At 64.3% G+C, this 22,572-nt stretch carries 16 protein-coding genes and 1 pseudogene; 12 read left to right on the forward strand and 5 right to left on the reverse strand.

The genetic code is table 11. The features are described 5' to 3' along the window. Nucleotides 1-13 precede the first annotated feature (13 nt). The gene (locus ACFOHJ_RS04055) at nucleotides 14-2,425 is read right to left on the reverse strand and encodes a GcvT family protein (protein WP_378218787.1); all 2,412 of its coding nucleotides are present in this window, start codon (nucleotides 2,423-2,425) and stop codon (nucleotides 14-16) included. Between the two features lie 181 nt (nucleotides 2,426-2,606). On the opposite strand from ACFOHJ_RS04055, the gene ACFOHJ_RS04060 reads away from it, so the two are divergent. From ACFOHJ_RS04060 to ACFOHJ_RS04080, 5 genes are all read left to right on the forward strand, one after another. Beyond that, nucleotides 2,607-4,340 carry a peptide ABC transporter substrate-binding protein gene (locus tag ACFOHJ_RS04060; RefSeq protein ID WP_378218789.1) on the forward strand — a complete coding sequence of 578 codons (1,734 nt, stop codon included), beginning with the start codon at nucleotides 2,607-2,609 and terminating at the stop codon, nucleotides 4,338-4,340. A 159-nt stretch (nucleotides 4,341-4,499) separates the two neighbouring features. Beyond that, entirely contained in the window at nucleotides 4,500-5,456 is a 957-nt protein-coding gene (locus ACFOHJ_RS04065; RefSeq protein ID WP_378218791.1) for an ABC transporter permease, read from the forward strand. Further along, on the forward strand, nucleotides 5,449-6,330 hold the full coding sequence (locus ACFOHJ_RS04070) for an ABC transporter permease (protein WP_378218793.1): 882 nt from the start codon (nucleotides 5,449-5,451) through the stop codon (nucleotides 6,328-6,330). The genes ACFOHJ_RS04065 and ACFOHJ_RS04070 overlap by 8 nt, the downstream gene beginning before the upstream one ends. Continuing rightward, the gene (locus tag ACFOHJ_RS04075; RefSeq protein WP_378218795.1) at nucleotides 6,327-7,286 is read left to right on the forward strand and encodes an ABC transporter ATP-binding protein; all 960 of its coding nucleotides are present in this window, start codon (nucleotides 6,327-6,329) and stop codon (nucleotides 7,284-7,286) included. The genes ACFOHJ_RS04070 and ACFOHJ_RS04075 overlap by 4 nt, the downstream gene beginning before the upstream one ends. Next, entirely contained in the window at nucleotides 7,283-8,239 is a 957-nt protein-coding gene (locus ACFOHJ_RS04080) for an ABC transporter ATP-binding protein (RefSeq protein ID WP_378218797.1), read from the forward strand. The genes ACFOHJ_RS04075 and ACFOHJ_RS04080 overlap by 4 nt, the downstream gene beginning before the upstream one ends. Nucleotides 8,240-8,325: 86 nt before the next feature. On the opposite strand, the pseudogene ACFOHJ_RS04085 reads toward ACFOHJ_RS04080, so the two are convergent. Further along, nucleotides 8,326-9,982, reverse strand: a pseudogene (locus tag ACFOHJ_RS04085) (ABC transporter substrate-binding protein). A gap of 48 nt (nucleotides 9,983-10,030) precedes the next feature. Beyond that, nucleotides 10,031-11,599: a trimethylamine methyltransferase family protein gene (locus tag ACFOHJ_RS04090; protein WP_378218798.1), complete on the reverse strand. Its 1,569-nt coding sequence runs from the start codon at nucleotides 11,597-11,599 to the stop codon at nucleotides 10,031-10,033. 138 nt (nucleotides 11,600-11,737) lie between these two features. Between ACFOHJ_RS04090 and ACFOHJ_RS04095 the strand changes: the two genes are divergently transcribed. Beyond that, nucleotides 11,738-12,391: a TetR/AcrR family transcriptional regulator gene (locus tag ACFOHJ_RS04095; RefSeq protein WP_378218800.1), complete on the forward strand. Its 654-nt coding sequence runs from the start codon at nucleotides 11,738-11,740 to the stop codon at nucleotides 12,389-12,391. 38 nt (nucleotides 12,392-12,429) lie between these two features. Here the strand turns inward: ACFOHJ_RS04095 and ACFOHJ_RS04100 are convergent, their stop codons facing one another. Further along, the gene (locus ACFOHJ_RS04100; RefSeq protein ID WP_378218802.1) at nucleotides 12,430-13,647 is read right to left on the reverse strand and encodes a pyridoxal phosphate-dependent aminotransferase; all 1,218 of its coding nucleotides are present in this window, start codon (nucleotides 13,645-13,647) and stop codon (nucleotides 12,430-12,432) included. 169 nt (nucleotides 13,648-13,816) lie between these two features. Further along, the gene (locus ACFOHJ_RS04105; protein WP_378218804.1) at nucleotides 13,817-14,701 is read right to left on the reverse strand and encodes a LysR substrate-binding domain-containing protein; all 885 of its coding nucleotides are present in this window, start codon (nucleotides 14,699-14,701) and stop codon (nucleotides 13,817-13,819) included. A gap of 312 nt (nucleotides 14,702-15,013) precedes the next feature. Here ACFOHJ_RS04105 and ACFOHJ_RS04110 point away from each other — a divergent pair, with 312 nt between their 5' ends. Genes ACFOHJ_RS04110 through ACFOHJ_RS04135 form a run of 6 tightly spaced genes read left to right on the forward strand, consistent with a single transcriptional unit; the run spans nucleotide 15,014 to nucleotide 22,539 of the window. Then, nucleotides 15,014-16,255 (forward strand): FAD-dependent oxidoreductase, encoded by a 1,242-nt coding sequence (locus ACFOHJ_RS04110; RefSeq protein ID WP_378218806.1) that lies wholly within the window; start codon nucleotides 15,014-15,016, stop codon nucleotides 16,253-16,255. A gap of 7 nt (nucleotides 16,256-16,262) precedes the next feature. Next, nucleotides 16,263-16,529, forward strand: a complete 267-nt coding sequence (locus ACFOHJ_RS04115; protein ID WP_378218807.1) for a sarcosine oxidase subunit delta — start codon at nucleotides 16,263-16,265, stop codon at nucleotides 16,527-16,529. Then, the gene (locus tag ACFOHJ_RS04120; protein WP_378218809.1) at nucleotides 16,526-19,384 is read left to right on the forward strand and encodes a 2Fe-2S iron-sulfur cluster-binding protein; all 2,859 of its coding nucleotides are present in this window, start codon (nucleotides 16,526-16,528) and stop codon (nucleotides 19,382-19,384) included. Before ACFOHJ_RS04115 ends, ACFOHJ_RS04120 begins: the two co-directional genes overlap by 4 nt. A gap of 1 nt (nucleotide 19,385) precedes the next feature. After that, nucleotides 19,386-20,006, forward strand: a complete 621-nt coding sequence (locus ACFOHJ_RS04125) for a hypothetical protein (RefSeq protein ID WP_378218811.1) — start codon at nucleotides 19,386-19,388, stop codon at nucleotides 20,004-20,006. Nucleotides 20,007-20,011: 5 nt separating this feature from the next. After that, the gene (locus ACFOHJ_RS04130) at nucleotides 20,012-20,980 is read left to right on the forward strand and encodes a D-2-hydroxyacid dehydrogenase (RefSeq protein WP_378218813.1); all 969 of its coding nucleotides are present in this window, start codon (nucleotides 20,012-20,014) and stop codon (nucleotides 20,978-20,980) included. 20 nt (nucleotides 20,981-21,000) lie between these two features. After that, nucleotides 21,001-22,539 (forward strand): trimethylamine methyltransferase family protein, encoded by a 1,539-nt coding sequence (locus ACFOHJ_RS04135; RefSeq protein WP_378218815.1) that lies wholly within the window; start codon nucleotides 21,001-21,003, stop codon nucleotides 22,537-22,539. Nucleotides 22,540-22,572 lie beyond the last annotated feature (33 nt).

A 22,572-nucleotide genomic window follows, 5' to 3' on the forward strand; every position in this document is an offset into this window, starting at 1 on the left:
CACAGATTCGACCTCAGCCACGCATTTTTCGACCTTCCGGGTCATAAGGCGAGGCAGCGATCACACAGGCGCCCCGCTCGATGCCTACGATATGCGTGGAAAGCTCCATACCGGTGACGGCGGCTTCCTTGTCGAGAAGTGCCATGGCGAGGCTTTTGCCGATGGTGTGGCCGAAGCCGCCGGAGGTGACGAAGCCCACCAGCCGGCCATCTTTCCATATCGGCTCATAGCCGCCGGCGTCAGCATCCTCGGAATCGACCTCCAGCGTGACGAGGCGGCGGTGCCCGCCCTCCTCGCGTGCCTTCAGCGCCGCGTGCCGGCCAACGAAGTCCTGCTTGCCGAAATCGATCCAGCGATCCATTCCGGTCTCGGCCGGCGTATAGTCCTGCGTGAACTCGCGCGACCAGATGCCGAAGCTTTTCTCCAGGCGCAGCGAATTGACGGCGGCAAAGCCGTATTCGGCGATGCCGAGGTCGCGGCCGGCCTCGAGCAACGTCTTGCGGAGCGTCGCGTGTTCGTTGGCGCGACAATGGATTTCGTAGCCGAGTTCCCCCACGACCGAGAGCCGACCTACCCTCGTCCGGATCAGTCCGACATCAAGCTTGCGGCAGGCGAGGAAGCCGAAGGAAGCGTTCGAGACGTCCTCGTGCGTGACCTTTTCCAGCACGTCGCGGGCGTTCGGACCGGCCAGCGAGAAGCCGACGACATCGTCGGAAATGTCCCGGACCTTAACACCCTCCGGAAGGTGCCGTTCGAACCAGCGCATGTGCCACTGGCGCAGATAATAAGACCCCATGATCCACCAGGTGCCGTCGCCCCAGTTGAAGACGGTGAGATCGCCCTTGAGCTCGCCGTTTTCGCCGAGCATCGGCGCTAGCCGGGCGCGACCCGGCCGCGGCAAGGCGCAGGCAAGCAGCCGGTCGAGCCACGGCTCGGCACCGGGGCCGCTCACCTCGTAGCGCGAGAAGGCGGTGATATCGAGCAGGCCCACCCCTTGCCGCACGGCGCGGCATTCCTCCGCAACGATGTCGAAGGCGTTGGATCGCCGGAGCGTCGGTTTCTCGACAAAACCTTCGGGCGCAAAATAAAGTGGCACTTCCATGCCCCAGGAGACCCCCCAGCGGGCACCGGCAGCGTCCATGTCCGCATGCGCCCCAGCCGTCTTCAGAGGCCGGCCGGCCGGCAGTTGCTCGTTGGGGTAGCTCATGACGAAGCGGCGTGAATAAAACTGCCCGGTCGTCTGGCGGATATATTCCCGGTTGGAAGCGAATTCGCCGTAACGAGCGATGTCCATGCCGAACACGTCCGCTTCCGGCTCGCCATGGACCATCCATTCGGCCAGCGACTTGCCGACCCCGCCGCCTTGCAGGAAACCGGCCATGACGCCGCAGGCGACCCAATAGTTCTGCACGCCACGCACCGGACCGACCAGCGGGTTGCCGTCAGGCGAGAAGGTGAAGGCGCCGTTGACCCAGCGCTTGATGCCTGCCGTGTCCAGGCAAGGATAGCGGCTGAAGCCCAGCGCCAGTTCGTCGGAGATGCGTGTAATGTCTTCCTGGATCAGTTCGACGCCATAGTCCCACGGCGCGCCTTCCATGTTCCAGTGCTTGTGATTGATCTCGTAGATGCCGAGCAGGAGGCCCTTCTGCTCCTGGCGCATATAGGTGAAGCCTTCCAGGTCGACGACCAGCGGCAGTTCTCCGTCGAAGGCCTGGATCTCGGGGATGGCTTCGGTGAGAAGATAGTGATGTTCCATCGGCGAGACGGGAAGATCGATGCCGGCCATGCGCCCGACCTGCTTGGCCCACAGCCCGCCCGCGTTGATGACATGCTCCGCAACGATGGTGCCCTTCTCCGTCACCACGTCCCAGTGTCCGTCGAGCCGGTGCCGCAGTTCCAGCACGCGGTTGTGCTCAACGATCTCGGCCCCGCGCAGCCGCGCGGCCTTCGCGTAGGCATGCACCGTGCCGGAGGGGTCGATATGGCCTTCCCGCTCGGCATAAAGCCCGCCGAGGATGCCGTCCGTGTTCAGGATCGGGCAGCGCCGCTTGATCTCGTCCACGCCAACCATATGGACGTCGTCGATGCCCATGGTCTGGAACACGCGGTAGGAAGCCTTGAGCCACTCCCATCGCTCGGGCGCCGATGCGACGGAAATCCCGCCGGTCATGTGCATGCCGATGTTCTGGCTGGATTCCTTTTCGACCTCGGAGAGCAAGTCGATCGTATAGGCCTGTAGGGCGGCGATGTTGGGATCGGCGTTGAGCGCATGGAACCCTCCTGCGGCGTGCCAGCTCGAACCGGCCGTCAGCACCTCGCGCTCGACCAGCAGGACATCGCTCCAGCCGAACTTCGCCAGATGATAGAGCACCGATGCGCCCACCACCCCGCCGCCGATGACCACCGCCCTGTAGTGCGACTTCATGCATTGCCTCCATCAAAGGCGGTCAAACTAGCCACGATGGACACATATGTCCAGTAGATCGGAACCGGTTTTTGGCCGGCCTTTGGCAACGTTCCGTGTACATGCTTGTCTAGGCGGGATGATTAGTCTAGCGTTTCGGGAAAGCGGCATCGGAACTGCCGCTACAACGGGAGGAGCGAGCATGCGCGACGGCAGGAACGATCTGGATTCCCTCAAGCAGGAGGCCGGGCGCCCGGCCCCGAACGAGCACGCGAAAGGCGAACCGCGGGGACCCAACCGTCGCGACCTGCTGCAAGCGGGCGGTCTTCTGGCCGCCCTGCCCTTTGCCGGCGGTCTCGGCGCATCGGCGATGGCAGGGTTCGCTCCGACACGCGCGCTGGCCGCCAGCCCCGGACAATGCGTCCTCGGCGTCACGCAGGAGGCGGTGAATTTCAATCCCCTGCTCTACGTCAACACCGGTGTCGAGACATCGGTCGAGTTCATCGTGTTCGATGCGTTATGGAAGCTCGACCCGACCGGCGCCTTCGTCCCGAACCTCGCGGCCGAAATCCCGACGCAGGAAAACGGCGGCATCTCCGAGGACGGCCTGACCTGGACGATCAAGCTTCGCCCGGACGTGAAATGGCACGACGGGACGCCGTTCACCGCGGCCGACGTCACCTTCACGCTCGACGTGCTGATGGACCCCAAGGTCACGGTGCGCAGCCGCAACGGGCACGACCACGTCGAATCCTACGAAGCGGTGGACGATCACACCGTGCGCGTGAAGCTGAAGGACAGCTTCGCGCCCTATATGGTCTCGTGGCAGAAGACCAGCATCGTGCCGAAGCACATATTGAGCGGCATCGACATCAACACCGCTCCCTTCAACACCAATCCGATCGGCACCGGCCCGTTCAAGTTCAAGAGTCGGGTTGCCGGCAGCCAGATCGAATTCGAGCCCAATCCCGACTATCATGGCGGCGCGCCTAAGCTCACCTCGCTGATCCAGAAATATGTTCCGGACCAGCAGACGCTTTACGCGCAGTTCCAGACCGGCGAGGTCGACATCTACGACCTGCAGGGAATTCCGCCGCTGCTCTACGCCAAGGCCAAGACCCTGCCCGGCTGCAAGATCGAACTCAGTCCGATGCCGTTCGTAGAGTTCATCTACTTCAACTGCGGCAAGCCGCAATTTTCGGACAAGCGCGTGCGCAAGGCGCTCTACATGGCCGTCGACAGGAAGGGCTGGATCGACGCCGTTTTCTATGGCGTGCCGCTGCCGACGCTGAGCTTCCTTCCGCCCAACCACTGGGCCTACAACAAGAACCTCGTCGACCCGGGCTACGACCCGGCGAAAGCGGCCGCACTGCTGGATGAAGCCGGCTGGAAGGTCGGCTCCGACGGTGTGCGCGAGAAGGACGGCGTGCGCCTTTCCTTCACCATGTCCACGACCGCCGGTGCCAAGGCCCGCGAGCAAGCGCAGCAACTCGTCCAGCAGAACTTCAAGAAGATCAATGTCGAGATGACCATCAAGAACATGCCGGCATCGGTCGTCTGGGGCGACTACACGATAAAGAGCGAGTTCGACACGCTGATGGTCGGCTGGGATGCCCTGCTCTATCCCGACCCGGACTATGGCGACCGCATCCGCAGCGACGCGATCCCGGTAAAGGGCGGCAACGGCTCCAACTATGTCCAGTACGAGAATGCCGAGATCGACGACCTTTGCCGCAAGGGCGCGACGACGGTCAAGCAGGAGGACCGCAAGGCGATCTATGACCGTATCCAGGAGATATTGCTGGACGACATGCCGTTCGCACCGATCTACGCCTACCAGCAGATCGTGGGCGTCAGGGACCGTATCGGAAACTACAAGCCCAATGCCTATACGCCGATCAACTCATGGAATACCGTGGAGTGGACGGCGACCTGAGCGCAGCAGCACGATGCCGGGAACATGCAGGGCTGGATTTGACGGACAGACGGATATTGGACCCGGCCTGCCGGCAGTATCCGCTAACAGGTGGGTGCGGCCCGGACCCGGCCCGTCACGGGCGCGGCGTATCATGAGGCATCAGCAGCAGGGCCGCCAATGGCACGCTTCCTGATAAGCCGGCTTGCCCAGTCCGTTGTCCTGTTGCTCGGCGTCTCGATCGTCGGCTTCATGCTGATGCATCTCGCGCCGGGCGGCCCGCTGGCACTCTACACGCTGAACCCCACCGTCACGGCGCAGGACATCGAGCGCATCAAGGTCCAGTTCGGCCTCGACCAGCCCGCCTATATCCAATACCTGAAATGGGCTTCCGGCATGGCCACCGGAAACTGGGGCTATTCCTTTTTCGGTGGCCAGCAGGTCCGGGAAATCGTGCTCGACCGTGTCCCGGCCACACTGCTCCTGATGGGTTCGGCGCTGGCGCTGGCGCTGGTGATCGGCGTCACGATCGGCATCGTTTCAGCGGTGCGGCGCAATTCGATCTTCGACTACGCGAGCGCAATCGCCTCGATGCTGGCGCTGTCGCTGCCAACCTTCTGGTTCGGCCTGCTGGCGATCTTCGTCTTTGCCCAGACCCTTGGCTGGTTGCCCGCCGGCGGCATGGTCAGTACCGGAGGCGGCGGGTTCGTCGACAGGATCGAGCATCTCGTGCTGCCTGTGGTCGTGCTGGCACTGGTGCTGGTCGCGCAATGGAGCCGCTATACGCGCTCCTCGATGCTGGAAATCCTCGACCAGGACTTCATGCGCACTGCCCGTTCTAAAGGCATCGCGTCCTCGCGCGTGCTCCTGAACCACGGCCTGCGGGCGGCGCTCGTTCCGTTGGTCACGCTCGCTGGCCTGCAATTGCCGCTTCTGGTGGGCGGCGCGCTGGTGGCCGAGACGGTGTTCAGCTGGCCGGGAATGGGCCTCCTGTTCCTGAGCGCGCTCAGCACGCGCGATTACCCGGTGCTGATGGCCATCCTGATGGTCGGCGCCTTCGTGGTGATCCTCGGCAACCTCCTGGCCGATATCGTGGTGGCGTTCGTCGATCCGCGGGTGAAGCTCGGACATGATTGAAGGAACGCTCGATATCGCGCCGATCGCGGCACCGGCGCGAGCCGGGGCTCTGAAACGCCTGATGCGGCACCGCCTGGCCGTCGCCGCCCTGATCGTGCTCGCGATACTGGTGATCGGTTCGGCCGGCGCGCCCTGGCTCGCCCCGTTCGACCCCGAGGAACTCGACATCGCCAACCGCTACGCGGCGCCCTTCACGGCCGGCCATATCCTCGGCACCGACGATCTCGGCAGGGACGTGCTGACGCGGCTGATGTATGCCGGCCAGATATCGCTTTCGGTCGGTATCGCCGCCATGCTGGTGACGGTCGTCATCGGCTTTTCCATCGGCGCCTTCGCCGCCTACTACAGCGGCTGGATCGGAACGCTGCTGATGCGGCTGACCGACATCATGCTGTGTTTCCCGAGCGTGTTCCTTCTCCTGTTCGTCGCGGCTTTCGTCACGCCCAGCCTGACGTCGATGTCGCTGATGATCGGCCTGACCTGCTGGATGGAAATCGCCCGCATCGTCTATTCGCAGATACTGGTCCTGAAATCCGCCGACTTCATCGCCGCGGCACAAATGGTCGGCGCGCCGTCCTGGCGGATAATCCTGCGCCAGATCCTCCCCAACACGCTTTCTCCGGTGCTCGTCGCAGCAACCCTGAACACCGCCAACGCCATCCTGCTCGAAAGCTATATCAGCTTCCTCGGCTACGGTATCCAGCCGCCTGCCGCGAGCTGGGGCAACATGCTCACCAATGCGCAGAGCGACTTCCAGGTAGATCCCTGGCTGGCGGTGTTTCCGGGCATCGCCATCACGCTGGCCGTCTCCAGCTTCAACTTCCTCGGCGACGGCCTGCGCGACGCTCTCGATCCGAAGATACGCGACCGATGAACGAACCGGACACCGCTTCCAGCCTGCTTGAAGTGCGCGGCCTCGAGGTCAGCTTCGGGCGTGCAAAGGCCGTCGACGGCATTTCCTTCGATGTCCGGCGGGGCGAGACGCTGGGCCTGGTCGGGGAAAGCGGCTGCGGCAAATCGACGACGGCGCTGGCCCTGATGCGCCTGCTGCGCGACGTTCGGCTCGGCGGCGAAGCGCGGCTCGACGGCACCGACCTGCTCGTCCTCGATGAGGATTCGATGCGCGCGCGCCGTGGCGCCGACATCGCCATGATCTTCCAGGACCCGGGTACCGCGCTGCACCCGATGATCCGCGTCGGCGATCAGATCGTCGAAACGCTGAACGCCCATATGAAGCTTTCGCGCGACGAAGCCCATCAACGCGCGGTCGATCTTCTGCGCCAGGTCGGGATCGCCGCGCCGGAAGAGCGCTTCTTCGCCTACCCGCACGAGATGTCGGGCGGCATGAGCCAGCGGGCCATGATCGCCATCGCCATGGCCTGCTCGCCGCGCCTGCTGATCGCGGACGAGCCGACGACCGCGCTCGACGTCACCGTGCAGGCGCAGATACTCGATCTCCTGCGCGAGCTGACCGGCGGATTGGGCATGGGCGTCATCCTCATCACCCACGACCTCGGGGTCGTCGCCGGCATGACCGATCGCGTGGCGGTGATGTATGCCGGCGTGATCGTCGAGACGGCCCCGACCACCGCCCTGTTCGCCAACCCCGCCCACCCATATACGCGCGGCCTGCTTCACTCCATTCCGAAGCTGGACGGCGGCTGGGACGAACCGGTGCCGACCATTCCTGGCAGCGTCCAGGGCGCGATGGAACTCTCCGGGTGCCGCTTTGCGCCGCGTTGCCCCCGCGCGAGCGAAGCCTGCAAGGCAGTTCCCGCCTTGCGCGAGATCGCGGAGGAGCATTTCGTGGCATGCTGGAACGCCCCATGAGCGATATCCTCATCGAAGCGGCAGGCGTGGCGCGCCATTACCGGCTTTCGGAGCACCGTACGCTGCGTGCGCTCGATGGCGTCGACCTCGAGATTCACCGAGGCGCCACGATCGGCCTCGTCGGCGAGAGCGGCAGCGGCAAGAGCACGCTCGGGCGCACGCTCGTCGGATTGCAAAAGCCGACGCTCGGCAAGGTCGTTTTCGACGGCCTCGATACCGCCTCGCCCGACCGTGCAACGCTGGCAAAACTGAGGCGCCAGCGGCAGATCATCTTCCAGGACCCGTCGAGCGCGCTCAATCCGCGCATGACCATCGGCGATACCATCGTGGAGCACCTGCGGGTGCAGGGCTGGTCGCGGGCGGACGCGCGCGCCCGCGCGGCCGAGGTGATCGAGCAGGCCGGGCTGTCGGCCGCGTTCCTCCCACGCTATCCGCATGAAATTTCCGGCGGCCAGCGGCAGCGGGCAGTCATCGGCCGGGCGATCAGCACCGATCCCGCCTTCATCGTCGCGGACGAGCCGGTCTCCGCGCTCGATGTCTCGACGCGGGCGCAGATCATGAACCTGCTGCGCAAGCTGCAGGCCGACCGTGGCACGACCATGCTGTTCATAAGCCACGATCTCAGCGTCGTGGCGCATATGTGCCGGGATGTCGCGGTGATGTATCTGGGGCGCATCGTCGAGATCGCACCGCGCGCGAGCCTCTTCGAGACGCCACGGCATCCCTACACGGCCGCCCTGCTGTCGGCGATCCCGCTTCCCGATCCCGTGCGCGAACGCATTCGCGTGCGGACAGTGCTGAAAGGGGAGACGCCCGACCCCGCGGCCCGCCCTTCAGGGTGCAGCTTCCACCCGCGCTGCCCGCGCGCAAGCGAACTGTGCCGAACCACCGATCCGAAGATGCGGCCGATCGGCGAACGGCAGCAAGTGGCCTGCCATCACCCGATTGAATAGAGCATTTCCAGCGAGAACGGGAAGCGATTCTGGCGCTTTACTCAGAACCAGAACCGCCCCAAAACCTCAGTATTGGCTGGCTAAAATCAGGATTCATCCAGCCAGACGCTTTCTACATTGATCTCGTTGGTCTGGTGCATGCCGTGGTTCTTCACGGCCGGGACCGAGTGATTGTAGAACTTGCGCCAGAACGGTTGCGCGATGATGCCCGAGTCCTGGAGTATCTGCTGGATTTCGGCCATCAGCTTGCGGCGCTCGTCCACGTCGGCGACCGTCATGGCCCTGTCTAGCTTGGCATCGAAATCGGGATTGGCATAGCCCGTCTCGTTCCATGTTCCGCCGGTTCGATAGGCCAATGCAAGCGCCTGCACGCCGAGCGGGCGCATGTTCCAGATGGTCATCGAATAGGGATATTTGGTCCAGTCGTTCCAGAAGGAACTACCGGGTATGACGGTCCTCTTGATCTTGAACCCGGCCTTGCGCTGCTGGGCGGCGATGGCATCGCCGGCATTCTTCTGCCACTCCTCGTCGACGGTGATGAGTTCGAACTCGTGGTCCAGTTTCCCGGCCGCTTCCATGAGTTCCTTCGCCTTGGCCAGGTCGCGCTCCACCGGCGGGATCTTGGCGTATTCGGGATGGATCGGGCTGACATGGTGATGCTCGGCCAGGGTGCCGTGATCGCCATAGGCGAGCTTCAGCACGCCGGCGTTATCGACCGCGAGCTGCAGCGCCTTGCGCACGCGCTGGTCCTGGAACGAATCGCTGGTGACATTGGTGCGGGCAACGATCGTCGCGGCGGTTTCCACCTCGGACTTGACCAGCCCCATTCCGTCGAGGACCTCCACGAAATCCGCATTGGTTTCGTAGTTGGTGTGCACTTCCCTGGACTCGAAGGCATTGACCATCGCGGACGGATCGTTGCCGTAGTCGATGAATTCCACGCCGTCGAGATAGGCTTCGCCGCCCCACCACTTGCCGCTTTCTCGCCGCTTGACGACGATGCGCTCGCCCACCGAATAGGAAACCAGCTCGAAGGCGCCGGTGCCGACGGGATGCTTGACGAGATCCGCCCCCATCGTCTCGTAGTCGCGGTGGACGATCAGGCCGGGGAAGTCGACGAAGCCCGGAATGATGGAAATGTCCGATGCCGGAAGCACCAGCTTGATCGTGTAATCGTCCACTGACGATTGCAGTCTCGCTGGCCTTGCCCGTCGCCGGGTCGATCAACGAGACCATGCGCCCGGCCATCGAATTGCCTTCGACGGAGGAATCGCACCAGCGCTTCAGGTTGAAGATGACGTCGTCGGCATCGAAGGTGTCGCCGTTGTTCCATGTCACGCCCTTGCGCACGTGCAAGACGTATTCCGTCGCGTCGTCGTTGGTCTCCCAGCTTTCCAGCAACATCGGCTTGAAGGTGAAATCCCGTTCGTACTTCACCAGCGGTTCGAGGAACTGCCGGGCGGCATTGGAGCCTTCCACCCAGTCGAAAGTCCGTGGATCGCGGATCGGCTTGCACAGCATCGCGATCTTGAGAACGCCTCCCTTCTTCGGCTCCTGCTCCTGGGCCATGGCAGGCGCCGGCGCGGCGAGGCCGATCATGGCATAGGGGGTTGCGGCCGACGCTCCCATCACACTGGCGATCGAGAGAAACTCCCGCCGATCCATCCTCTCGGCCCCCACCTCACCCGCAAGCGCCGATACGAAGCGCGAAACCGGCTTCCCGTTGCGATTGAAAAACGCCATCTTTTCCCCTTGCCGTGCCTGTTGCTGGTGACTTCGTACATCCCCGATCTAGGAAACCGGGGACGCGCCGCCTTCCGCCTTCCGCCGCTCGATGAATTCATCCAGTGCGGGCCCGAGTTCGGCCGCCCATGCTGGTGCGCCATCCCGCTCCAGCACACCCTTCCACACCGCGTTCGCCCGCCTCGTCGCATCCTTGCCGCCGGCTGCCGTCCAGTTGCCGAAATTCGACCAATCGGCGACGAAAGGCTCGTAAAAAGCCGTCCGGTAGCGCGCCATGGTATGCTCGGCAGCAAAGAAATGGCCCCCCGGCTGGATTTCCCGGATCGCCTCGAAGGCGATCGCATCAGCATCCCCCGGCGTGGCGGAAAAGAGTTCCGCCATCATCTGCAGGACTTCGATATCAGTGATCAACTTCTCATAGGAAAGGCTCAGCCCGCCCTCCAGCCAGCCAGCCGAATGGACCAGCATGGTCGCACCCGCGAGTACCGCTCCCCACAGCGCGAACTGCGTCTCGTTGGCGGCCTGGGCATCGGCGATATTGGCGGCGCTACCGCCGCCGGCCCGCCACGGCAGCCCGAGATACCGCGCAAGCTGGCCCGCCCCAAGGGTCGCCTTGGCATGCTCGGGCGTCCCGAATGCGGGGGCACCGGATTTCATGTCGACGTTGGAGGAGAAACTGCCATAGACGACCGGCGCGCCCGGCCGGGTGAGTTGGGCGAGCGTGATGCCGGCCAGTGCCTCCGCATGCTGCAACACCAGCGCGCCAGCGACGGTTATCGGCGCCATCGCCCCGGCAAGGCAGAAGGGCGTGATGACGGTCAACTGGCCAGCCTTGGCGAAATCGATGATGCCCTGCGCCATCGGGATGTCGAGCAGGCGCGGCGAGTTGGTGTTGATGATCGCATAGCAGTGGACGCCGGCGCGGAATTCGTCCTCGCCAAGCCCGCGCGCGATGCGCATCATCTCGAAACTGTCCTCGACCTGCGGCGTGCCTCTGGCAAAGATGAACGGCAGCTTGTCCGAAAGCGTCAGTTGCGCGCGCAAGGTGGCGTAGTGCCGAAAGCGCAGGTCGACGTCCTGCGGTTCCACGTGCGGGCCGTGCATGTGCAGGACATCGAAATGCTGGACGAGCCGGGTCAGCTCTTCGAAATCGGCAAGCGTCCCCGTGCGCCGGCCCCGGTCAAGGTCCGTCACGTTGGGGCAGCCGCAGCCTGCTACGAAAGCGAGCGCGCCATGCTCGAGGACGATGTCGCGCTCGCGAATGCCTGCCCGCGCCACGATCGACTTCGGCGCGCTCGACAACGCAGCTGCCACCGAATCGCGCCCGATGCGAACCATCATGGTATCGTCGTCGACAAGACATCCGGCCGCCCGGAAGATATCGCGCGCCTGCGGCAACAGCACCTTCAGCCCGAGGTCTTCGAGGATTCTGAGGGCGGTGTCGTGGATCGCCCCGACCTGGTCCGCTGAAAACACCGGTTGCGACGCGAATGTATTGCGAAGGTTGCGATAGTCCGGCTGGCGTGCGGGCGCCGTGTGGCACCCGCGAAGCCTGCGACCGCCGCGCTGCCGCTTTTCCGTACCGACCGGATTGTCCAGCGTCGAAGCTTCCTCCACGAAACCAGCCTCCAGAACCTGTTGCGACCAAAGCCGAAGATGAGCCTATTGCCTCTGTACATAGTTGTCCAGAGAGATTCTGGACATACGTGTCCATCCTCTTGATCGGCGCACCCGGCCGTGACAATGGTGCTTGCGATGGACAAGACAGCAAAGCGGCAGATCGCCGCGAACGGAAACATCAAGGCGACCCGGGAAGACTGGCTCGAGCTGGCCCTGGAGACCTTGATCTCGGACGGGGTGGAGAGCGTCCGGGTGTTGTCGCTTGGCCAGAAGCTGGGCGTCTCCCGGTCCAGCTTCTATTGGTACTTCCAGAGCAGGCAGGATCTGCTCGACCAGTTGCTCACCTACTGGCGGGAAACCAACACGCACTTCATCATCGACCGTGCGTCGCGGCCGTCGGCGACGATCATCCGTGGCGTGATGAGCGTTTTCGAGTGTTGGCTGGACGTGAGGCTTTTCGACCCGCGCCTCGACTTCGCGATCCGCGCGTGGGCGCGCCAATCCGATTCGGTAAGGAAGCGGATCGACCAGGCCGATGACGAGCGCGTGGCGGCGATCCGCGACATGTTCCTCAGACATGGCTACGCGCCCGACGATGCCTTCGTGCGGGCGCGCGTCCTCTATTTCATGCAGATTGGCTATTATTCGCTGGAACTGCACGAACCGCTGGACAACCGCCTTTCGCTGGTTGCCGCGTATCTGCGCAGCTTTACGGGCCAGGAGCCAACGGACAAGGATATCGCCGACTTCGCTGCCTACGCCAGAAGCGTCAATTCCCCTCAAAAATAGCCGGCAGCACGAGCCACGCGGACAGGGGTGGCTTTTGCTTATTTCTGGTAGCGGCCGATGAGTTCCACGATCCGCTCGATGGCGTGGACGGCTGCCTTGTGGTCCTGCGAAAAATTGAGGCGCACGCTTTCCAGCGAATGCGGGCCGAACTCGGAGCCCGGCGTTACCGTGACGGCGGCCTGCTGGCGCAGGATACGGACGAATTCCTGGGTCGAGACATCGAGCGCCGGCAGTTTCGGAAAGAGATAGCTTCCCGCCTCCGGCCTGCGCGCCTGCAGTCCCTCGACGGCGCTCAGCTTCGAGAGCAGGTCGTCGCGAATAGCCCGGTGCAGCGCGATGCGCTCATCCATCCAACTCGCCGGTTCGGCAAACCACGTGTTGAGGACCGCCTGGCTGTAGCCTGGCGCCCGCAACGAAACGATCGCCTGCAGCTTTTCCATGCGATCGATGACGCGCGGCGAGCCGAAGGCCACGCCCAGCCGGTAGCCGCTCAGCGACTCCGTCTTGGAAGGCCCCATGATGGTTACGACATTCTCGGGATCGATCGCCGAGGCGCGAAGATGGGTGTAGTCCCGGCCGTCGTACAACAGCCGCGAATACAGCTGGTCGACGATGACAGTCGCGCCAAATCTGCCGGCAAGCTCGGCGACAGTGCCGATTTCCTGTCGCGAATAAACGACGCCGGCGGGGTTGTTCGGATTGGAGAACACGAACACCCTGGCGCCCGCCTTGAACGCATCGTGAAGCGCATCGAGATCGAGGCCCGCCGCCCCATGCGTGCCGAGATAATCGAGCCTGACGGGAACGACCTCGCCGTCGAAGAACTGGACCAGCTTGCGGTTGGCAAAATAATCCGGCTGCACGATCGCCACCTTGTCGCCCGCCGACACGGTCGCGGCTAGGGCGAGAAACAACGCGCCTTGCGTTCCCGGCGTGATGATCAGCCCGTCCCTGCCCGAAACCGGAGCACCGGTGAAGCGGGCCAGCCTGTCCGCCAGCATGTCGCGGATTTCGGGACTGCCGCGATACTCGGTATAGGCTTGCCGGCCGCCGCGCTCGACCCCGGCCGAGAATTCCTCGAAGGCGCCGGGCGTGGGAAGGAAGGCATCGACGTCGCCATGGGAGAAATCGACCGGGGTGCCTGGGATGCTGTCCCCGCGCAGGAGGGCGTCGACAGCGCCCATGCCCTGGCGCGCTTCCTGGCCCGGCGCGTTGTCGGTGGCCAACTTCGCGAACTTCGTCTCGATCGAATTCATCTATATCCCGTCTTTCCCGCCCCAAGGCATTGGTCCGCAGGCCTCGCGGTTAGGGAGGCTGCCGGCGTGATCTATCGTGCCGAAGGCACAGCAAGAGCACGGTCGCGAACCACTGTCACGCTCGATTTGGACGCGATTGCGCGCGAAAGCGTCCACCGGATGCCCTCGCCTACTCCATTTCCTTGCCGTGCGCGATGATCCATTCCTTCGCCCGCCTGACGGCACTGCTCTTCGAAAGCTGGTTGGTGCTGAGGTAATAGCTCCACGGGCTGGCGGCGCGGATTGCAAACGGCTCCACAAGTAGGCCCCGTTGCAGATAGATGCGCGCCAGCGAAACCTGCATGGCGACGCAACCTGTGCCCATCGCCGCCAGTTCCAGCGCGATGTTGGAGGCATTGGTGGTGATGCCCTTTTCATGCCCCGACGTGGTGATCCCCAAGGCTTCGCTCATGGCCTTCCAGTATTCCTGGCGGCCATGGACGAAGATCCAGTCGAAATTCAGGATATCGGCCGGCTCCTCGAGCTTGCGGGGCCCTTCGAGCAGCGCCGGCGCGCATAAAAGCGCCAGCTTGTCGCGCCACAGGGGAACCGCGTCGGCCGGACGGTCGTCGAAACGGCGAATGGAAATGGTGATGTCGGCCGCCTGTTCGTTCATATCCTCCCATATGGTGCCGTGCAGGAGCAGTTCTGTCTCCGGATGCTTCACGTTGAAAGCAGCCATGCAGCCCGCCAGCCAGTTCTCGGCGAGACTCATGGGACAGGAGACGACAACGGTACGGTTACGCGCCGAAGCCACGATGGCGTCGGTAGCGAAGTCAATCTGTTCAAGCGCCTGCCGCAAGGTCGGCAGGAACGCCTCTCCGACCTCGGTCAGCTTGAGGCTGCGCGGATAGCGGACGAACAGTTGCCGTCCGATATAGTGCTCCAGCGCCCGCACATGGTTGCTGACGGCGGCCTGGGTATATCCGAGTTCGCTCGCGGCCGCGGTGAAGCTCAAATGCCGTGCCGAGCACTCGAAGGAGCGAATGTAATTCAGAGGCGGTGGCGGCTTCATCCCCGGTTCCCAAGCCCGTTGCTAGCGCCCTTATTTCCGGCAGTTGCGGGGTAGGAGGGCAGTGGCATCGTTTTTTTTGAGCAATGAGGCTGAACTTATTACGTGAATTCCATATGAGGTCAAATTAATCATATCTCGACGATGGGGGAGAGATGAAAGTGGCGTTCGTGAGCCGATCGCAGCGTGATCACGGGACGGGCCTGGTCTCCAAGTGCACGAATAGCCGCGCCGTGAGTCTGGCAGCCCAGCCGCGCGACTGCGAGGAACGCCCCGGCATTTCAGCCTTCGACCCGTTCGACGGCCCTGGTCGCCATGCCCTTTAGCCTGCTCAAATACGGTTTCAGCCGCACTTACCCGGCGCGGCGCGATATACCGCCGACGCCGGAACTGAAGCGATATTACGACATCGTCATCATCGGCGGCGGCGGGCACGGCTTGGCCTGCGCGCACTATCTATCGAAATATCACGGCATCACCGATGTCGCCGTCCTGGAGAAGGGCTACCTGGCGGGCGGCAACACGGCCCGCAACACCACCACCATCCGCTCCAATTACATCACGCCCGAGGGTATCGCCTTCTATAAGGAAGGGGTCGAACTCTACGAGCGCATGTCACAGGAACTCGACTTCAACGTCATGTTCTCCCAGCGCGGCCAGTTGACGCTGGCGCATACCGAGGCGACGCTGCGCAGCTTCAAGGCGCGTGCCGCCATGGGGACCCATCTCGGCACCCGCACCGAGGTGGTCGACCAGAAGGAGGTCGGGAAACTCTCGCCCCTTCTCAACATGGATTACGGCGGCCCGCTCGAGATTCTCGGCGGCCTTTGGCATGCCGACGGCGGCACTGCCCGCCATGACGCGGTCGCCTGGGGCTATGCCGCGCAGGCGAGCCGGCGCGGCGTCGAGATACATCAGCGCACCGAGGTGACCGCCTTCGAGATCAGCGGCGGGCGCGTCCGGAAGGTCGTCACCGACCGCGGCGCGATCGCCTGCGGCCAGGTCATGATCGCCACCGGAGGAATGAACTACGAGACGGCGCTCAAGGCGGGGATCGAATTGCCGATCCGCTGCTATCCCCTCCAGGCAATGGTGACGCAACCGCTCAAGCCATGGCTGCACACGCTGGTGTCGTCGGTGTCGCTGCACACCTATCTCGTCCAGTCCTCCCGTGGCGAAGTCGTCATCGGCGGCGGCTCGGATCCTTACCAGCTTTATTCGACGCGCTCGACACTGGACATGAAGGAGCACCTAGCGGCGGGTGCGGTGCACCTTTTCCCGTTCCTGCAAAACGTGCGCCTGCTCAGGCAGTGGGCCGGCATCACCGACATGACGCCCGACTACAGCCCGATCATGGGAGCCAGTCCGCTCGCCAATCTGTGGCTCGATTGCGGTTGGGGCACCTGGGGGTTCAAGGCCACGCCCGTGGCCGGCAAGCGCATGGCCGAAACGATCGCCAGCGGCAGGGTCCCGGACATCCTGAAGCCGTTTTCCATGGAACGGTTCCGATCGTTCAGGCTCCTGAACGAAATGGGCGCAACGGCGGCGAGTCACTGAGGCGGCGATGAAACTACTGGCATGTCCCGTGAACGGCTTTCGCAACATCGACGAGTTCCAGTCGTTCGGCCCCCTGCGCGAAACGCCCGACCCGGAAAAGACGAGCGACGCCGAATGGGGCCAGCATCTGTTCAGGGCCGACAACCGCAAGGGCATCGTCGTCGAATGGTGGCGCCACGTGCCCAGCAACGTGTTCTTCCTGGCCGAACGCGACACCGAATCCAACGAGGTCGTCCGCACCTTCCTGCCCGCCGAAACCGGGGAACGGCGATGAGCCGGCTTCCTGCCCCATGGGGCACCCGCATCGACCGCCTGCGCCCTGTCCGCTTTAGCTTCGAGGGCAAGACCTTCGAAGGTTTCGGCGGCGATACGATCGCCAGCGCCCTGGCCGCGTCGGGGCAATGGGTGCTGTCGCGCTCCTTCAAATACCACAGGCCACGAGGGGCGGTCAGCATGGCCGGCGCCGAAGCCAATACGCTGGTGCAGGCCGGGCACGAGCCGAACGTGCAGGCCGACCGGGAGCCGATCCGCGACGGTTTGGTCGTCAGCGCCCAGAACGTCTCAGGCTCGCTGGATCATGACCGTGATGCACTGATGGACCGCCTCGGGCGATTCCTGCCGGTCGGCTTTTACTACCGCACCTTTATGGGACCCCGGCGCGACAGCTGGCTGAAGCTGTGGGAGCCCCTGATCCGCCGAAAGGCGGGCCTCGGCGTTCTCGACACCGCCGCGCCGCCCCAGTTTTTCGATCAGGTCAACCTGCATTGCGACGTGCTGGTCGTCGGCGCGGGCCCGGCTGGGCTTTCCGCCGCCATTGTCGCGGCGAAGGCAGGTGCCGACGTGGTCATCTGCGACGAAAACCCCGAGCCGGGCGGGTCTCTGACCTATCGGCGCAGCGACGGAGTGACCCTGTCCGATCTCGTGAGGGAAGCGCGCTCGCTGCCAAATCTGCGCATCCTCACCGGCACCATCTGCAATGGCTGGTTTGAAGACAACTGGCTGCCGCTGATCCAGAAAAACCGGCTCTACCGCGCACGTGCGCGACAAGTCATCCTCGCAGCCGGAACGATCGAGCAGCCGGCTGTCTTCCGCAACAACGACCTGCCCGGCATCCTCCACGGCGGCGCGGTGCAGCGGCTGATGCGGCACTACGCCGTGCGGCCCGGGACGCGCGCCGTGGTGCTGGCGGCCGACGGCGACGGCTACGATGTCGCGCAGGACCTGCTCGACGCTGGCGTCACGATCGCGGCGCTGATCGACCCTCGCCCCGTCGGAACTGAAAACGGCGCGCAGGCTGTGTTACGCGCCCTGGGCGTCGAGATACTATCCGGAGCGATGATCGAAGAAGCCCGGGGCGCCGCCGGCAACAGACATGTCGCCGCCGTGAAGGTAGCCGGCCGCTGGATAGAGTGCGACCTGCTTTCCGTATCGGTCGGCAAGGTTCCCGCCTGGCAACTCCCATGCCAGGCAGGGGCAAAGGTCGGCTATGAAGACACGTCAGCACGCATGGTGCTAGAGCTTGCACGCGACAATGTTCTGCTGTGCGGCTCCATCAGCGGCAACACCGGGTTGGAAGGCGCGATCATGGATGGACGGCGGGTCGCGCAGGCGGCCCTTTCCGGCCTAGGGCATGGGTCGCTGCCAGTCCCGGAGAACTGCTTGCGGCCGCCGACCGCAAATGGATATGCCCAGCCGCTCGTCCCGCATCCCAAAGGGCGCGATTTCGTCGATTTCGACGAGGACCTACAGATCAAGGATCTTCTGAACGCCGTCGAGGAAGGTTACAGCGAACTCGAACTGACCAAGCGCTTCACCACGGTCGGCATGGGTCCGAGCCAAGGCCGTCATTCGGCGATTGCCACCGCGCGCATCGTCGCTACTGCTACCGGGCGCCGGGTCGGCCAGGTTGGGGTGACGACCGCACGGCCGCCGACCGGGCCGGAAAAGCTGGGGCTGCTGGCTGGCCATCACCATGCCCTCGAGCGGCGAACGTCGCTGCACGCCCGGCACCTCGCACTTGGCGCGCGTATAAAGCCCGTCGGCTCCTGGTGGCGACCCTATTTCTACGGCGCCCCGGAACACGCCGGCGAACTGACGAAGCGGGAAGTGGACGCCGTCCGCAACCACGCCGGGCTGCTCGACGTATCGACGCTGGGCAAGCTCGAAGTCCGCGGCCCCGATGCCGGCCTCTTCATGGACCGGCTCTATACGATGGCACATGCGAACCAGTCCGTCGGGAAGGTGCGCTATTGCCTGATGCTCAACGAGATGGGCTCCGTCATCGACGACGGCGTCGCCTACCGCCTTGCCGCGGACCGTTTCTACGTGACTTCGACGACTGGCGCTGTCGCGCGTGTCTATGCCGACATGCTGTTCTGGAATGCCCAGTGGGGGCTGAAGGTCGACGTGCTCAATCTCACCAGCGCTTTTTCGGGCCTCAACCTGACCGGGCCGAAAGCGCGTGCCGTCCTCGAGGCGATGGAAAGCGACATTGACTTCAGCCGCGAAGGCTTTGCCTATCTCGACGGCCATGAAGGCATGCTTGCCGGCGTCCCGGTTCGCGCCATGCGCATCGGCTTCACCGGCGAGATCAGTTACGAACTGCACTGCCCTTCGAGCTACGCGCCTGCGCTGTGGGATGCGGTCATGGCGGCCGGCCGCCCGCATGGCCTGCGCCCTTACGGGCTGGAAGCCTCCCGCATCCTGCGGCTGGAAAAAGGGCACATCCTGATTGGCCAGGATACCGACGCCCTGACCACCCCCGACGAGTTGGGCTTTACCTGGGCCGTATCGAAGAAGAAGCCTTTTTTCGTAGGCAAGCGCTCGATCGAGATGCGGGCACGGCTTGACCAAAAGCGTCGCCTCGTCGGGCTGGCGTTCCCGGCCGACGCCGGCAACCTGCCGGATGAGGGAGGCCTGGTGCTGCGCCACGGCAACCCGGTTGGCACCATCACGTCGATCGGCCACTCGCCGACGCTGGGCTATCCGATCGCCCTCGCATATGTTCATGCCGAGGACAGCGCGAAGGGGTCGCGCATCTCCATTCGATGCGGCAACGGGCGCATCGTCGAGGCATCCGTGGTGACGCATACGTTCTTCGACCCGGAAAACAAGCGTCAGGATTTGTAGCATGACGCAATTTTCCTCCGTTCAGCGCCTTTTTCCGTTCGCCCCCGGCGGTGCCGCGGCGGAATTGCCGCTGCCCAGCGGCCGCGTCACGCTGAGCGATCTTACCGAAAGGCCTCGCTTCGGAACCAAAGGGCCCGGTAGCGCCGGCTGGCTGGCTTCCCAAGGGCTCGACCTGCCCGCCGTCAACCGCATCGGCATGCACGATGGCATGCGGGTCCTGCGCCTCGGAAACGAGGACCTCCTGTTCCTGGCCGAAAATGCCGCCAACTCTCTCGGCCAATTGGTGGACAGGTGGAACAGGGCAGAGGGTGCCCGCGGCTATTCTTCCTGGCGCGAGGAAGGCTGGGCATGGATGCGCCTGTCCGGCCCGGATGCGACCGCTCTCATGGCGCGACTCTGCACCGTGGACTTACGCCCAGAGCACTTCGGCGCCGACCGGATCGCGCAAACCCGCGTGGCTTCGATAGAGGCGGTCGTGACGCGAAGCGCGGACGGCTTCGATATCCTGTTCGACATTTCGCTCGCGGCTTTCTTTGCGCGGACAGTCGGCATGGCTGAAGCCATCCGGCAAACGACGCCGGGAGCCGGGGATGTCCGCCCGCCCACTGGTCCGTCGAGGTGATCGCGATGTCCCGGAAGCCGACCGTCATCCTGCATACGAACTCCCCCGCCCCGGCGCTGGAGGCGCTTCGTGCCGATCATGGCGATCTCGATATCCATACCTGCGACAATTATTCGGGCCTGCCCGGCCTTGTCGCGCGCACCGGGGCGGAGGTCGTCTACTCCGTCCGTTTCGCCGGAACGCCCCAATTTCCCCGCCCCGCTCTCGTCGAGAGCCCGACGGTCAGGTGGGTATCGGTCGGCGGGTCCGGCACCGACCACCTGCAGCCGTGGGACCCCCGCGAGGTAACGGTGACGAACGCCGCAGGCGTGGCCGCGAACATGATGGCGGAATATGTGCTCGGCGCCATGCTGTCGTTCTCGCTCGACCTGCGCGGCTTCCAGCGCCGGCAGCGGGAGCGGCAGTGGGCGCCTCGACCGATGCGTCCGGTCGAGGGCCGCACTGTCCTCATCCTCGGCCTGGGCAAGACCGGGCAGGCGGTGGCGCAGCGCGCCAAGGCCATGGGCATGACCGTCATTGGCGTCAGGGCACAGCCTGCCGCCATCGCCAGCGTCGATGAAGTCCATGGCGCGCAGGAACTGCCGGCGCTTTGGCCGCGCGCCGATTTCATCGTCGTCTGCGTCCCACTCCTTCCGGACACCAGGGGCCTTGTCGGCCCTGACGCGCTGGCGGCGATCAAGTCGGGAACCTTCCTGATCGACGTCTCGCGCGGCGGTGTCGTCGACCAGGCGGCATTGATGGCGGCGCTCGACGCGGGGCACCTCGCGGGGGCGGCGCTCGACGTGTTCGAGACCGAACCGCTGCCGCCGGAAAATCCGTTATGGGCCTATGAAAACGTGACGATCACCCCGCACTGTTCCTCCATCTATGATGGCTGGGACCTCAAGGCGGTGCGCATGTTCTCGGACAACCTTGCGCGCTACAGGCGCGGCGAACCATTGCAGAACGTCGTGGTGCCGCAGCGCGGCTACTGACGCAAAGGAAGGACGTTTCGATGACGCAGGAAAGACGAAGCGGCGGACGGCGGGGAAAGACCGACCGCGTGGGCGCCAGCATCCCGCAACTGCCCTGGCAGCAGGTCGTCAACAACAACGCACCGATGCAGCTTTTCGACGAGGACAGGATGGAGGCCCTGCATCGGACTTCGATGCGCATCCTGTCCGAACTCGGCATCCGGGTGCTCGATGAAAAGGTGCTCGGCATCTTCGAGAAGGCCGGCGCCATTGTCGACCGCAGCGAAGGAACCGTGCGCATCGACGAAAGCCTGGTGATGGCGGCGCTGAAATCCGCGCCGCACACCTTCACGCTGACCAGCCGTAATCCCGCCAAGCAGCTCGAGATCGGCGGCGGCAACGTTGCCTTCGGCCTCGTCGCCGGCCCGCCGAACGTCCACGACCGGGTGAACGGCAGGCGCCAGGGAAACTTGGAGGACTACAAAAACTTCATCCGCCTCGCGCATTATTTCAACGCCATCCACATCATCGGCAACCAGGTCGTCGCCCCGGTGGAACTGCCGGCAAATTCACGCCATCTCGATACCTATCGGGCTAACCTGACGCTGAGCGACCTCAGCTTCCACTGCACGGCCATCGGCCGCGGCCGCGCCATGGACGGCATCAACATGATGGCGATCGCCAGAGGCATCCCGGTCGAGGAGATGCGGGCTTCGCCGGGCGTTATCACCATCATCTCGGTCAATTCGCCGCGCCTGTTCGACGGGGCCATGGCCGAGGGCTTGATCGCCATGGCCGAGCACGGCCAGCCGGTTACAATAACCCCCTTCACCCTGATGGGCGCGATGACGCCGGTGACGCTGGCCGCGGCCCTGTCGCAGCAGAACGCCGAGGCGCTGTTCGGCGCCGTGCTCACCCAACTCGTCAATCCGGGGACACCCGTCATGTACGGGGCCTTCACCTCCAACGTGGACATGCGTTCTGGCGCGCCCGCCTTCGGCACGCCGGAAAACGCCAAGGCCAACATCATCGGCGGCCAGTTAGCCCGCCGCTACGGACTGCCCTATCGCACCTCCAACGCCAACGCCTCCAACGCGGTCGACCTGCAGGCAGCCTATGAGACGGAGATGGCGACCTGGGGCGCGATGCTCGGCGGTGCCAACATGATCTATCATGCCGCCGGCTGGCTGGAGGGCGGCTTGACCGCTTCCTACGAAAAGCTGATCCTCGACGTGGAAATCCTCCAGAACATGATCGAGTTCCTGCGCCCGGTGCCGTTCCAGGAAGATGACCTCGGCTTCGAGGCCATCAAGGGCGTGCCGACGGGCGGCCACTTCTTCGGTTCCGAGCATACGATGGCGCGCTACTCGACCGCCTTCTACCAGCCCATGCTGTCGAACTGGCAGAATTACGGCGCCTGGCAGGAAGCCGGCGGCAAGGACGCGCTCGATCGGGCGACGCTGCTGTGGCAGCAGGCCCTGCACGAATACGAAGAGCCGCAGATGGATCCCGCCATTCGCGAGGAACTGGACGCCTATGTCGCCAGGCGGCGCGAGGAGATCGGTTCCGACGAGCCGTGACGCGCCGGCCAGCTCGCCTATCAGCCCGGCCTT

The organism is Aquamicrobium soli, assembly GCF_042646345.1.
Taxonomy (GTDB): domain Bacteria; phylum Pseudomonadota; class Alphaproteobacteria; order Rhizobiales; family Rhizobiaceae; genus Mesorhizobium; species Mesorhizobium soli_A.